At 73.2% G+C, this 13,030-nt stretch carries 12 protein-coding genes and 2 pseudogenes; 3 read left to right on the top strand and 11 right to left on the bottom strand.

Features of this window, described 5'->3' with window-relative positions; all coding sequences use genetic code 11:
- The 3 genes and pseudogenes from E1285_RS46945 to E1285_RS37590 form a co-directional block, all read right to left on the bottom strand.
- Positions 1 to 503: pseudogene (locus E1285_RS46945) on the bottom strand (hypothetical protein); the annotation flags it as partial.
- A gap of 360 nt (positions 504 to 863) precedes the next feature.
- A complete protein-coding gene (locus E1285_RS37595; protein WP_132159363.1) occupies positions 864 to 1,706 on the bottom strand; it encodes an ABC transporter permease subunit in 843 nt (280 codons plus the stop codon).
- The gene (locus E1285_RS37590; RefSeq protein WP_132159362.1) at positions 1,703 to 2,677 is read right to left on the bottom strand and encodes an ATP-binding cassette domain-containing protein; all 975 of its coding nucleotides are present in this window, start codon (positions 2,675 to 2,677) and stop codon (positions 1,703 to 1,705) included. The genes E1285_RS37595 and E1285_RS37590 overlap by 4 nt, the downstream gene beginning before the upstream one ends.
- Positions 2,678 to 2,918: 241 nt before the next feature.
- Here E1285_RS37590 and E1285_RS37585 point away from each other — a divergent pair, with 241 nt between their 5' ends.
- Both E1285_RS37585 and E1285_RS37580 read left to right on the top strand, forming a co-directional pair.
- Positions 2,919 to 3,779 carry an oxygenase MpaB family protein gene (locus tag E1285_RS37585; protein WP_243723323.1) on the top strand — a complete coding sequence of 287 codons (861 nt, stop codon included), beginning with the start codon at positions 2,919 to 2,921 and terminating at the stop codon, positions 3,777 to 3,779.
- A gap of 23 nt (positions 3,780 to 3,802) precedes the next feature.
- Positions 3,803 to 4,636: a hypothetical protein gene (locus E1285_RS37580; protein WP_132159361.1), complete on the top strand. Its 834-nt coding sequence runs from the start codon at positions 3,803 to 3,805 to the stop codon at positions 4,634 to 4,636.
- Here the strand turns inward: E1285_RS37580 and E1285_RS37575 are convergent.
- From E1285_RS37575 to E1285_RS37550, 6 genes are all read right to left on the bottom strand, one after another.
- Complete coding sequence (locus tag E1285_RS37575; RefSeq protein WP_132159360.1) at positions 4,618 to 7,383, bottom strand: DEAD/DEAH box helicase; 2,766 nt, start codon at positions 7,381 to 7,383, stop codon at positions 4,618 to 4,620. The two genes, E1285_RS37580 and E1285_RS37575, sit on opposite strands and share 19 nt — an antisense overlap.
- 129 nt (positions 7,384 to 7,512) lie before the next feature.
- On the bottom strand, positions 7,513 to 8,373 hold the full coding sequence (tatC, locus tag E1285_RS37570; RefSeq protein ID WP_347814119.1) for a twin-arginine translocase subunit TatC: 861 nt from the start codon (positions 8,371 to 8,373) through the stop codon (positions 7,513 to 7,515).
- A gap of 52 nt (positions 8,374 to 8,425) precedes the next feature.
- Positions 8,426 to 8,752 (bottom strand): Sec-independent protein translocase subunit TatA, encoded by a 327-nt coding sequence (gene tatA / locus E1285_RS37565; RefSeq protein WP_132159359.1) that lies wholly within the window; start codon positions 8,750 to 8,752, stop codon positions 8,426 to 8,428.
- A 24-nt stretch (positions 8,753 to 8,776) separates the two neighbouring features.
- Complete coding sequence (locus E1285_RS37560; RefSeq protein ID WP_132159358.1) at positions 8,777 to 8,998, bottom strand: hypothetical protein; 222 nt, start codon at positions 8,996 to 8,998, stop codon at positions 8,777 to 8,779.
- Positions 8,999 to 9,020: 22 nt separating this feature from the next.
- Positions 9,021 to 10,025, bottom strand: coding sequence for a WYL domain-containing protein (locus tag E1285_RS37555; protein ID WP_132159357.1), 1,005 nt, complete (start codon positions 10,023 to 10,025; stop codon positions 9,021 to 9,023).
- A complete protein-coding gene (locus tag E1285_RS37550) occupies positions 10,022 to 11,074 on the bottom strand; it encodes a WYL domain-containing protein (RefSeq protein WP_132159356.1) in 1,053 nt (350 codons plus the stop codon). Before E1285_RS37550 ends, E1285_RS37555 begins: the two co-directional genes overlap by 4 nt.
- A gap of 102 nt (positions 11,075 to 11,176) precedes the next feature.
- Here E1285_RS37550 and E1285_RS37545 point away from each other — a divergent pair, with 102 nt between their 5' ends.
- Positions 11,177 to 12,259 carry a DUF3866 family protein gene (locus E1285_RS37545; RefSeq protein WP_132159355.1) on the top strand — a complete coding sequence of 361 codons (1,083 nt, stop codon included), beginning with the start codon at positions 11,177 to 11,179 and terminating at the stop codon, positions 12,257 to 12,259.
- 15 nt (positions 12,260 to 12,274) lie between these two features.
- Here E1285_RS37545 and E1285_RS37540 read toward each other — a convergent pair whose 3' ends face one another.
- Positions 12,275 to 12,772 carry a DUF3291 domain-containing protein gene (locus E1285_RS37540; protein WP_132159354.1) on the bottom strand — a complete coding sequence of 166 codons (498 nt, stop codon included), beginning with the start codon at positions 12,770 to 12,772 and terminating at the stop codon, positions 12,275 to 12,277.
- Positions 12,773 to 12,805: 33 nt separating this feature from the next.
- A pseudogene (locus E1285_RS37535) lies at positions 12,806 to 13,030 on the bottom strand (transcriptional regulator); the annotation flags it as partial.

The following is a 13,030-nucleotide window of genomic DNA, read 5'->3' as shown; positions in this document are numbered from 1 at the left end:
GCGTAGTGGTGGGCGAGGAACTCGGCCTTGTAGGTGGCCATGTCCACGTTGACGGGGCAGTCGCTGCGGCAGCCCTTGCACGCCAGGCACAGGTCCAGCGCGTCGAGGACGTCCCGCGAACGCCACCCGCCGCGCCGAGCCCGGCCTCGCGGACCCGCCAGAGCCGCTCCTCCTCGGCGGGGTCGTGGACGAACGTGCGGCCCGGCCCCGAGGACGGCGAGCGACTGGTGCGCCGGGACGGGGAACAGCCGGACCTCGGCGCGCAGGACGGTGACGAGGGTGGATTCCGAGCCGACGAGGGCGCGGGCCACGTCGAAGTTCTTCTCCGGCAGCAGCGAGTCGAGGTTGTAGCCGGACACGCGGCGCGGGATGTCCGGGTAGCGGGTGCGGATGAGCTCCATGCCGTCGTCGCGCAGCCCGCGCAGCGCCCGGTAGATCTCGGCGCGCCGCCCGCCCCCGGCCTGGATCCGGTCGTACTCCTCGGCGGTCTCCCCCACCCACATGCGCGGCGCGCGGAGGCGTCGACGGAGACAGCGCGCGGCAGTACTTGGACCAGTCGATGACGACGGCCTCGTTGACGCAGTGCCCGGCGAGGCTGCTGGTAGTTGGACGAGTCGTGGGCGTAGGCGGCGCGGGACCCGGGATCGAACCGGATCTCGCCGTCCACCCGGCCGGCGAGATCGCGCCGGAACGCGCTCCCGCCGGCGGCCGCGGCGCCGGCCGCGGCCGGCTCGTCGTCTGGTTCCCTCCGCCGCAACAGCCATGCCGGGACGCTTACCCGGGCCCGGGCCTTCAATCGCCCCGCACAGAACGTCCCCGCACCGGCCTGTCAGGCCGGTGCGGGGACGCCGGGTGCGGTGCCGTCAGGCGTCGCGGCGCTTGAGGAGGAACGCGGCGAGCGCGAGGAGGCCGAACGTCCAGATCGCGAAGACGCCGAATCCCTGCCAGGGCGACAGCAGGTCGTTCTCTCCCTGCTGTGTGCTGGTGATCAGGTAGCCCGCCTCCGAGGGCAGGTACCCGTAGACGTAGTCGCCGATCTTGCCGGGCAGCAGCATGGCCAGCGGCCCCACCACGAGCACCAGCCCGATCACGCCGGTGATGGCGCCGGCGGTGTGCCGGACGATCGCGCCGACGGCCAGGGAGAACAGGCCCAGCATCGCCAGGTAGAGGCCGCCGCCGATGACGGCGCGCAGCACGCCGTCGTCGCCGAGGGACACCGCGACCTTGTCGCCGAGGATCGCCGTGCCGAGGTAGAACGACGTGAACGACACCACGAGTCCGGCGGCCAGGGTGATCACGGAGAACACCAGGGCCTTGGCCCACAGCATCGGCAGCCGCCGCGGCACCGCCAGCAGGCTGGCGCGGATCATGCCGGTGGAGTACTCGGAGGAGATCACCATGACGCCGAGCACGCAGACGACCAGCTGGCCGAAGAACCCGCTGCCGAGGATGAAGCTGACCGGGTCCGCGACGATCATCGCCCGGTCCGATTCGGGGGTGTCGTTCCACGTCGCGGAGATCAGGCCCACGAGCAGGCCGGTGAACCCGAGGCTCAGGCCGACCAGCAGGATCAGCGACCACAGGGTGGAGCGGACCGTGCGGATCTTGGTCCATTCGGCGACCAGGAGCCGCCCGAAGCCGGGCCGCCGGTGGGCGGTGGGGTCGCCGCCCGGCCGCGCGGCGGGTTCGGCGGTGGCCGCGCTCATCGGGCCTCCCCCTTCCCGGCGGAGCCGGCCGCGGGGGCGGCGGCGGGCGGGACTCCGGGCACGGGCGGCGCGGACGCGTCGTACTCGACGCTCTCCCGGGTCAGTTCCATGAACGCTTCCTCCAGGGAACCGCGCGTCGGGGTCAGCTCGTGCAGGACGAGTCCCTGCGCGGCGGCGAGTTCCCCGACGCGGGGCGCCTCCATGTTGGTGACGCTGAGCAGCGCGTCGCCATCGGGCCGGACCTTGGCGCCGTCGGCGGCCAGGACCTCGCCGAGCCGCGCGGCGTCGGGGCTGCGGACGATCACGGTCTGCTCGGTGCTGCGCTCGACGAACTCCTCGGTGGAGCAGTCGGCGATGAGCTTGCCGCGCCCGATGACGATGAGGTGCTCGGCGGTGACGGCCATCTCGTTCATGAGGTGGCTGGAGACGAACACGGTCCGTCCCTCGGCCGCGAGATTCTGCATCAGGGTGCGGATCCAGACGATGCCCTCGGGGTCGAGGCCGTTGACGGGCTCGTCCAGGATCAGCACCGACGGGTCGCCGAGGAGGGCGGCGGCGATGCCGAGCCGCTGGCCCATGCCGAGGGAGAAGCCGCCGGCGCGCTTGCGGGCAACGCCGGACAGGCCGACGAGGTCGACGACCTCGTCGACGCGCTTCTTGTCGATGCCCTGCGTCTGGGCGAGGAACAGCAGGTGGCTGTAGGCGCTGCGGCCGGTGTGGATGGCCTTGGCCTCCAGCAGCGCGCCGACGGTGCGCAGCGGCGCGGGCAGGTCCTTGTAGTGGACGCCGTGGATGCGGGCATCACCGTTGCTCGGCCGGTCGAGGCCGAGGAGCAGCCGCATGGTGGTCGACTTCCCGGCGCCGTTCGGGCCGAGGAATCCGGTCACCCGGCCGGGAGCGACGGTGAAGGACAGATCGTCCACGGCGGTCTTTTCGCCATAGCGTTTGGTGAGGTTCTCCGCCTCGATCATGCACACATCCTGGTATCTCACTAACGAACATTGTGACCAGGAAACACGTTAGTGCCCGCAGCGCGGGTAACGGTTCCTCCCTGAGGTGGACCCGCCTACTTCCTCCGCAGGGGGCGCGGCCTGGCGGGCGGGTCCTCCTGGGGCGGCCGGGGCGGGCCGCGCGCCGCGCGGCGCACTTATTGACGATTTGCCAATAAGTGGGCGAGGATGACCGGGCAGTTCCGACCGCCGGGAGGTCCCCGTGCCCGCCACTCCGCAGATCCCCGCACCGGAGCGCCTCGCCGAACGGCTCGCCGAACGGGACGTGCTGCGCGCCCTCGCCGCCGAGCCGCTCATCGGCCTCGGCGCCGGCCGCGCCCTGCTGATGCAGCTCGCGCACCCGGGGGTGGCGGCCGGCGTCGCCGAGCACAGCGACTTCGCCGACCGCCCGCTGGCCCGGCTGTTCGGGACGCTGGACTTCCTGCTGATCGTCACGTTCGGGACGCCCGAGGAGGTCGGGCGGATCGCCGCGAAGGTCCGCGGCATCCACGCCACCGTCCGCGGCGACGGCTACAGCGGCAACGACCCCGACCTGCAGATGTGGGTGAACGCGACCCTCATCGACACGGCCCTGCACATCTACGAGCACGTCATGCGGCCCGGCGACGACGAGCCCGACCTGGCCGCGGAGTACTACCGCCAGTCGCGCATCGTGGCCGAGGTGCTCGGCTGCCCGCTGGAGTCGCAGCCCGCCGACCTGGCCGAGTTCCGCGCCTACATGGCCGAGACGCTCGCCGCGCTGGAGGTGACCGACGCGGCCCGCGAGGTCGCCGCCGCCGTCCTGTGGCCCCGCAAGCTGCGCGTCCTGGCGCCCGGGCTGGCGGTGTTCCGCCTGATCACGGCGGCGCTGCTGCCCGAGCCGCTGCGCGAGCGGTTCGGGCTGCCGTGGACGCACAACCGCCGCCGCGTGTCGGACCTGCTGCTGCGCACGGCCACCGACCTGCACCACCTGACGCCCGGTGTGCTGCGCCGCCCGCCCCAGCCGATCCTGATGAGGCTGGCGAGCCACCGCGTGAACCGCACGCTGTCGGCGCGCCGCTCCCGCCGCCGCGCCCGCGGCTGACCCGCGCAACCCGGAGGCCACCGATGCTGGGCGTCTACGCCGACCTGCCCTGGTCGTACGCGGCCGGGGCGGGAATCGCGCTGGCCGCCGCCCACCAGCTGCGCGGCGCGGGCCCCCCGCCGCGTCCCGCCCGGGGCGTGACGGGCCGCTACCTCCTGCTCGCGATGGCCTACGGCGCGGTCGTGTTCGTCCCGGCGAGCCTGCTGGTGGCGCACCGGTACCCGCAGTGGGCGACGCTCCAGTACGGCGACGGCGTCCCTCTGGCGCGCCTGGCGGCGGCGGAGCTGGCGCTCACGGCCGCGGGTTTCCTGGTGACCCGGCTCCTGCTGGCCGCGGGACGGACCCGCTGGGCGGCCAGCCAGGTGATCTTCGGGTGCCTGGTGATGTGCGTGGCCGTCGTGCACGGGCCGGACGGCGACGGCTGGAAGCGGTTCCTGTCGCGGGACCGCGCCGCCTTCGCCGATTTCCCGGAGTTCCAGACCGTCGCCGACGCGGGGGCCATCGCCGGGCACGCGGCCGTCTTCCTGACCTCCGGCCTCGCCGTCACCCTCTACCTCACCGGCGCGGTGACGCTCGGCGTCCTCGGCCTGATCATGGGCGTGCTGCACCAGTTCGGGCTCACCGACGCGGGCGCCGACGGCCCGGGGCCGCTGCGGGCCGCGTTCGCCGCGGCCGTCACCGGCGCCGGCGTCGCCGCCGTCGCGGCACTGGTCTCGCTGCTGGTGCACGGCGTCGGCTGGGTCGCGGCCGCCGCGGTCGCTCCGGTGCTGCTGGTGGCGGTCGCAGCACGCGGCGCCTACGCCACCGTCCTCATCGACGACCTCGCGCTGCCCGCCGATCACCCCACCGACGAGTAGGCCACCACCCCGCGCCGCATGGAGTCCATCGCGCGGCGGGCGGTCTTGCGGATGTGGCTGTTGGGCGGGGCGGCGTCGGCGACCTGGCCGAGCAGGTCGAGGAGCTGCTTGACGGCACGGACGAAGTCCCCCGCCGTCATGTCGCTCTCGAGGAGGACCTCGTCCAGGTCGTCGCCCTTCGCCCACCGGTACGCCGTCCACGCGAACCCGAGGTCGGGCTCGCGCAGGAACGACACGCGGTTGTCGCGTTCGACGGCGTCCAGCTCGCCCCACAGCCGCACCATCGCCGCCAGGGCGTCCTGCGCCGGACCGTTCGGCGTGCGCGGCGGTGTGGCGTCGTCGGGCTGCCGCGACTCGTACACCAGCGCGGACACGCACGCGGCCAGCTCGGCGTGGCCGAGCTTCTCCCACAGGCCCTCGCGCAGGCTCTCCGCGGTGAGCAGGTCGAGCTCGTTGTAGATGCGGCCCAGGCGGCGCCCCTCCTCGGTGACCGAGTCGCCGTCCAGGTAGCCGAGCTGCTGCAGGACGCCGCAGACCCGGTCGAACGTCCGCGCGATGACCTGGGAGCGGCCCTCGACGCGGCGCCGCAGCTGCTCGGTCTCGCGGTCGAGGCGGTGGTACCGCTCGGCCCACCGGGCGTGCTCCTCGCGCTGGTCGCAGCCGTGCACGGGGTGGCCGCGCAGGTCCGCGCGCAGCCGGGTGATCTCCGCGTCGTCGGCCGCGGCGGAGTCGGCCCGGGACCGCTTGCGCTCCCGCACCTCGTCGGGGACCTTGTTGCGCAGCGTGGACGCCAGGTCGCGGCGATCCTGCGGGTTGCGGGGGCTGAACGACTTGGGGATGCGGACGCGGTCGACGGGCTCGACGGCGCGGGGGAAGTCCTGGATCGACAGCCGCTGCACCGACCGGTTCACCGTCAGCACCAGCGGCGCGGGCCCGTCGGAGCGGCGGCCGACACCGGGGTCCAGGACGACCGCGAGGCCGGAGCGCCGCCCGGACGGGACGATGATGACGTCGCCGGGCCGCAGGTGCTCCAGGGACCTGGCGGCCTCGGCGCGGCGGGCGCCGGCCCGCTCCCGCGACAGCTCGGCCTCACGGTCCGACAGGCGGCGGCGCATCGCCGCGTACTCCATGAAGTCCCCGAGGTGGCACTCGGCGGCCTTGGCGTACCCGTCGAGGGCCTCCTCGTTCTTGTGCACCTGCCGGGCCAGGCCGACGACGGCGCGGTCGGCCTGGAACTGCGCGAACGACTCCTCCAGCAGCGTGCGGGCGCGTTCGATGCCGACGGCGCCGACGAGGTTGACGGCCATGTTGTACGACGGCCGGAAGCTGGAGTTCAGCGGGTAGGTGCGGGTGCCGGCCAGGCCCGCGACCGACGCCGGCTCCACCTTCGGGCCCCACACCACGACGGCGTGGCCCTCCACGTCGATGCCGCGCCGCCCGGCGCGGCCGGTGAGCTGCGTGTACTCGCCGGGGGTGAGGTCGACGTGCGCCTCGCCGTTCCACTTGTCGAGCTTCTCGATCACCACGGTGCGGGCGGGCATGTTGATCCCGAGCGCGAGCGTCTCCGTCGCGAACACCGCCTTGGTCATCCCGCGGGTGAACAGCTCCTCGACGATCTCCTTGAACGTCGGCAGCATCCCGGCGTGGTGCGCGGCGACGCCGCGCTCCAGGGCGGCGAGGAAGTCGCCGTACCCGAGGATCCGCAGGTCCTCGGGGGAGATGTCGGCGGTGCGCAGCTCGGCGTGGGCGCGGATCTCCTCCGCCTCCTCCTTGGAGGTGAGGCGGATCCCGGCGTGCAGGCACTGCAGGACGGCGGCGTCGCAGCCGGCGCGGCTGAAGATGAACGTGATCGCCGGCAGCAGCCCGGCGCGTTCCAGCCGCTCGATCACGTCGGGCCGCGGCGGCGGCCGGAACCGCTGCGGGCGGGCCTCGCGGCGGCGCCCGGTCCGGCGCCCCTGGTTGACCTTGGCGCGGCGGACCTCCTCCACCGCCATCCGGGTGAGCTGCGGGTTCAGCCGGGCCCGGTCCTTCTCCTTGCCGGTGTCGACGAACAGGTCGTACATGCGCGTGCCGACCAGCATGTGCTGGAACAGCGGGACGGGACGGTGCTCGTCCACGATCACGGCCGTGTCGCCGCGCACCTCCTTCAGCCATTCGCCGAACTCCTCGGCGTTGCTGACCGTCGCCGACAGCGCCACGATCCGCACCGAGTCCGGAACGTGGATGATCACCTCTTCCCAGACGGCGCCGCGGAACCGGTCGGCGAGGTAGTGCACCTCGTCCATCACCACGAACGCCAGCCCGGCGAGGGTCTGCGAGCCCGCGTACAGCATGTTGCGCAGGACCTCGGTCGTCATCACCACGATCGGGGCCTCGCCGTTGACGCTGTTGTCGCCGGTGAGCAGCCCCACCTTCTCGGGCCCGTAGCGGCGGACGAGGTCGGCGTACTTCTGGTTCGACAGCGCCTTGATCGGCGTGGTGTAGAAGCATTTGGTGCCGCCGCTGAGCGCGAGGTGGACGGCGAACTCCCCCACCACCGTCTTGCCCGACCCCGTCGGCGCGGCGACCAGGACGCCGCTGCCGCCCTCCAGCGCCTTGCACGCCTCGATCTGGAACGGGTCCAGCTCGAAGTCGTACAGGGTGCGGAAGTCCAGCAGGGCCGGGCCGCTTCCCGCGGTGCGCCTGCGGTAGTCGGCGTACCGCCGGGCCGGGCTCTGCCCGGCCGGGGTCGTGTCGGGGGAGGTCATGCCTTCGAGCCTACGGTTTCGACCGGCCCGATTCCCAATCGGAAACCGCCGCCACGCCGGGACGACAGGGCAGGAAAGCGCACGCCGGCCGGGCGGACCGGCCGGCGGCGGCGGGACGGGCGGTGGCGGTCAGCCGGTGCGGCCGCCCTTCTCCAACTCGGCGTCGATGGCCTCCAGGTCCAGCGGGGACGCCTCGTCGTCCGACAGCTCCGCGTACCGGTCGTGCTTGGCGCGGCGGCGGTCGTTCAGGAACGCCAGCAGCGCCGCGACCTCGAACAGCAGCACGGTCGGCAGCGCGAGCGCGAGCATCGTGAACGGGTCGGCGCTGGGGGTGGCGACCGCCGCGAACACGAAAATCCCGAAGAGGATCATCCGCTGGGACTTGCGGATCCGCTCCGAGCTCAGCACCCCGGCCAGGTTCAGGACCACCACGAACAGCGGGAGCTCGAACGTCAGCCCGAACACCAGCAGCAGCGTCAGCACGTAGCCGAGGTAGCTGTCGACGGTGATCAGCGGCAGGACGTCGTCGGCGAGGAACCCCAGGAAGATCGCCAGGCCCTTGTCAACGGTCACGTACGCCAGAACCGTGCCGACGAAGAACAGCGGCACCGCCGCGCCGAGGAACACGTACGTCCAGCGCCGCTCCCGCCCGTACAGGCCCGGCGCGACGAACGACCACAGCTGGTACAGCCAGACCGGCGCGGACAGGACCGCGCCGATGATGCAGGCGATCTTCAGCTTCAGGAAGAACGAAGAGAAGATCCCGTTGACGAACAGGGAGCATTCGTCCTTGTCCACCACATGGGACTGCGGCAGCGAGCAGTACGGCTGCTTGAGGAAGTCCCACACCGGGTCGAACAGCAGCCAGCCGATGACCGCGCCGACCACGAAGGCCAGGATCGCTTTGACCAGCCGGTTGCGCAGCTCACGGAGATGCTCCAGGAGGGGCATGCGGCCATCGGGGGAGGCATCGCGCCTGCTCGGCTTCATCGTCGGCATTCAGGCTCGCTCGGGGGTCGGAGATCGGTCGCGCGGCCGGCGGTCAGCCGCCGTCACGCATCCGGGCGGGGTCCGACACCGGGACGCCCTGGATCGGCTCGCCGGAGCCGAGCGCGCCGCGGGAACGCTGCCCGCCGTCACCCGCCGGCTGGTCCTGACCGCGGTCCTGCGCCTGCGCCTGCTGGCCGTCCTGCGCGGACTTGCCGGGCTTGCCGTCGTCATCGTCGTCGTGCAGGCCCTTGGTCTCGGCCTTCAGGATCCGCGCCGACTTGCCCAGGGACCGCGCGAGCGTCGGAAGCTTCGCCGATCCGAACAGCAGAAGTACGACCGCCAGAATGATCAAAATCTCGGTTGTGCCAAGTCCAGCCATGTCATTCCTTCTCAGCAGGGGTGCTCAGGACGATCGTACGCCGTCTTCCGGCGCTTGTGGGACCCGCGTTTCCTCCATCCGCGAGACTTCATCGCGCAGCGACGAATGTTTGGGTTCCAGCCGCCGCCGGGTCCGCTCCAGTTCACGTCCGAACCGCCGCACGCCCAGCCACACCTTGAACGCGCACCAGGCGAGCACGGCCAGGCCGACGAGACCCAGCGACACCGACACCGCAACCCACGCCACCCCGCCACGGTAGCCGATCCGCTCACGCCATGCCGTAGCGGGCCAGCGCCCGCACCGCGTCCTCGCGGATCTCCGCCGCCAGCCGCGCGGGCGCCACGACGCGTCCCTGGTCGCCCAGCCGCAGCGCCAGACCCCGCACCCACCTGGTGTCGGGCGTGCGCAGCACGACCCGCAGCCGCCCCTCCCCCAGCTCCTCGACGCTCTCGCACGGGTAGTAGTCCGCGACCCACCGGCCCCGCGGCGTCAGGTCCAGCGTCACCGCCTCGTCCTGCGGCGACGGCCGGAACAGGCCGGCGTCCACGTCGATCGGCTCGGCGTCGTCCGGCACTCGCGCCGGCACGTCCAGCACCGCCAGGTCGGCGATCCGGTCCAGCTTGAACAGCCGCACCGCCTCCGCCCGCCGGCACCACCCCTCCAGGTAGGTGTTGCCCTCCACCACCAGCAGCCGCATCGGGTCGACGTCGCGCTCGGTGTTCTCGTCCCGCGCCGGGACGTAGTACGTCAGGTGCACGCGGCGGCCCCGCGCGATCGCGTCGCGCAGCGAGCCCAGGCCCGTGCGGCCCGGGTCGGCGGACCCGCCGCGGGCGTCCACCTCCACCGCGACCTGCCCCGCCACCGACGCCGCCGCGCCCGCCGCGCTCTCCAGCTTGGCGATCACCCGGCTCAGCGCGTCGCGGTCGTCCAGGTCCGGGATGCCCGCCAGCATCCGCAGCGCCACCAGCAGCGCCGACGCCTCGTCCACCTTCAGCCGCAGCGGCCGGGCGATCGACTCCGCCTCCGCCACCGTGATCTCCCCGCCCTCGTAGGACAGGTCGATCGGGCAGTACGGGTCCGGCGCCCGCAGCTCCACGCACCACAGCATGTTCAGGTCGTCGATCAGCTGCTTCTCGGTCACCCCGAACGCGGCCGCGGCCTCGTCCAGCGCCACCGAGTCGCGGCTCACCACGTACGGGACGAGCGCCAGCAGCCGCCCCAGCCGGTCCGTCGACGTCGCCGCCGGCCCCTTCGCGGTCGCCTTCGCGGTCACCGGCCGCTCACCGTCCCGTCCGTACCGTCTATCGCACCCGTCGCGCCCGTACCGTCCATCGCGTCCGCCCCCTGCTCCCCCGCGAGCACCGACTTCAGATGCTGGATCACCGCTTCCCGCAGGTCCGGCGGATCGAGCACCACCACGTCCGCCGCGAACCGCACCAGGTACGGCGCGAACCGGTCGGCGTCACGGAACGTCAGCGTCGCCTCGTCCCACCCGCCGCCGTCGGGCCCTTCCGGCGCGGGCCGCACGTCCCTGGCCCACCGCCGCGGCCCCTGCGCGGCGCCCGCCCGCAGCAGCACCGTCGCCGGGCGCGGCTCGCTCACCGGGTCGCCCCAGTCGAACGCGATGCGCCGCACGTCCACCCCGTCCGGGACGGTCACCGACCCGGCGGGCCCGTCCCCGGCCACGTCGCCGGCGATGCGGCTCAGCCGGAACACCCGCTGCTCGCCGCGGTCCCGGTCGAACCCGACCACGTACCAGCGGCCGCGGCGGCTCACCACGCCCCACGGCTCCAGATGCCGCCGCGCCACCGACGTCCGCCCGATCCCCCGGTAGTCGAACGCCACCGGCCGCCCGTCGCGGACCGCCTCCCACAGCGCCGGGAACGCCGGGTCCTGGGTGTCGACGCGCGGCTCGATCCCGATCGCCGCCGGCGCGTCGGTCTCCACCCCGGCCGCCCGCAGCTTCAGCAGCGCACCCGACGCCGCCTCCGCCATGCTCGCCCGCTGCCACACGCGCGCCGCCAGGCCCAGCACCGCCGCCTCGTCGGGCGTCAGATGGATGTCGGGCAGCTCGTAGGCCTGCGGCGGGATCCGGTACCCGATCTCCTCACCGCCGCCGCCCTGCTGGTCGCTGCCCACCTCCAGCGGTACGCCCAGCTCCCGCAGCTCTTCCTTGTCCCGCTCGAACATCCGCTTGAACGCCTCGTCGGAGTCCGGATAGCCGGGCACCGCACGCCGGATCTGCTCGGCCGTCAGATAGCGCCGGGTGGCGAGCAGGCAGACCACCAGATTGAGCAGGCGCTCGGTCTTGCGCCGCGACACTTCGTCACCACCTCTCCGCTCTCCGGCCGCCCCGGACCGCGTCACGCGGATCACGGCCGCTCCGGCCACGACCCGCCGTTCAGGACGCTACCGTTTCCCGGTGTGATCCGATGGCGCAAAGGCACAGTTGAGGACATCCGCCGCGAATGGCCCGGGGCGGTCGAGCTGAACGTCTCGATCGGGGGCGACGGCACGCACCGCGCCCTGGCCTACCCCGAACTCGTCGGACGGCCGGAACCGGGCGACACCGTCCTGCTCAACACTACGGCCTTGGCGATGGGCCTCGGCACCGGCGGCTACGCCATGGTCGTCGCGATCCCCGACCGGCTCCCGCCCGACCCGACCGGCCCCGGCCACCTCGTCAAGGCCCGCTACACGCCCCTCCAGGCCACCGTCCTCGGCGCCGACGAGCAGGACTCCCCCCACCACGAGGTCCTGCGCGACGCCGACTCGCTCGGCGGCATGCCCGTCATCGTCGCCGACCTGCACTCCGCGCTCCCGCCGATCCTCGCCGCGCTCCTCGCCGACCGGCCCTCCGCGCGGATCGTGTACGTCATGCCGGACGGCGGCGCGCTGCCGTCCTGGTTCTCCATGTCCATCGCCCGCCTCAAGGACGCCGGCGCCCTGGCCGCCACCGTCACCGCCGGGCAGGCGTTCGGCGGCGACCTCGAAGCCGTCACCGTCCACACGGGCCTGCTGGCCGCGCGGCTCGTCCTCGGCGCCGACGCCGCCGTCCTCGCCCAGGGCCCCGGCAACCTCGGGACCGGCACCCGGTGGGGCTTCTCCGGCGTCACCGCGGGCGAGGCCGTCAACGCCGCCTCCGTCCTCGGCGGGCGCCCCGTCGGCTCCCTGCGCGTCAGCGAGGGCGACAGGCGCGAACGCCACATCGGCGTGTCCCACCACTCCCTCACCGCCTACGGCCGCGTCGCCCTCGCCCCCGCCGACATCCCCGTCCCCGAGCTCGGCGGCCCCTTCGGCGCCCGCGTCGCCGCCGGCGCCGCCCCGCTCGGCAACCGCCACCGCCTCGTCCCCGTCCCCGTCGACGGCCTCCACGAGACCCTCAGGGCCGCCGAGAAGGACTGGGGCGTCCGGCTGTCCACCATGGGCCGCCGCCTCGACGAGGACCTCCCCTACTTCCTCACCGCCGCCGCCGCGGGCCGCCACACCGCCGCCCTCCTCGGCTGACCTTCCCCGCGCCCCTCAGCGGGCGGCGGGCTCGACACCCGCGGCCTCCTCGGCCGTGTACGACGAGGCGAACGTGAAGGCGCGGGGAGAGGGGCCCTGGCCGCGGAGGAGCGCGAGGCGCTCCAGGGCCTCCTCCACGGTCGGGACGTAGCCCGCGGGGATCCACCACATGACCAGATGCGCGTCCACATGCCGCTGGAACCACTCCCGGCGGCGCCGCATGGTCTCCAGGTGCGGGCTGCGGTACACGAAGTCCCACAGCGCCTCGGCGGACTCCCACACCGAATAGTTGATGATCACGTCCTCGCCGGCGGGGCGCATCCCGGTCGCGTCGGGCTGCCCGTCCTCCGTCAGCCGCCACACGAACCCGGGGGCGGAGTCGGCGAGCGCGTTCACGGGTTCGAGCCGCGCGACGAAGTCCGCCGCCCGCGGATCGTCCAGCGGGAAGTGGAGCGTGCCGACGTTGAACTGGGCGAGATGGAACTGGGCGCTGGGCGAGACGTGTCCGGTCATGGCGATCACCTCACCACGGCGCCCAGTTCTATGTCAATGTTCATTGTTTTTAGAAGGTTCCGCCACCACGCAACACCACCCCGGCCGGGGATCCATCCGCACCCGGACCTGCGAAGACCCCTCCACAAGACCTTCGAGCAGCGCCAGATTCATCCCGCACACCAGCGGAGGGAACGCCTCGGCCACCGCACCGAACGGGCAGTTCCGCATCCGCAGCACCCCACCCTCCCCATCCGCGACCGGACCGTACCCGCGAGC

Source organism: Actinomadura sp. 7K507 (assembly GCF_004348425.1).
Classification (GTDB): Bacteria; Actinomycetota; Actinomycetes; order Streptosporangiales; family Streptosporangiaceae; genus Spirillospora.
This window is presented reverse-complemented; position numbering and strand designations above follow the sequence as displayed.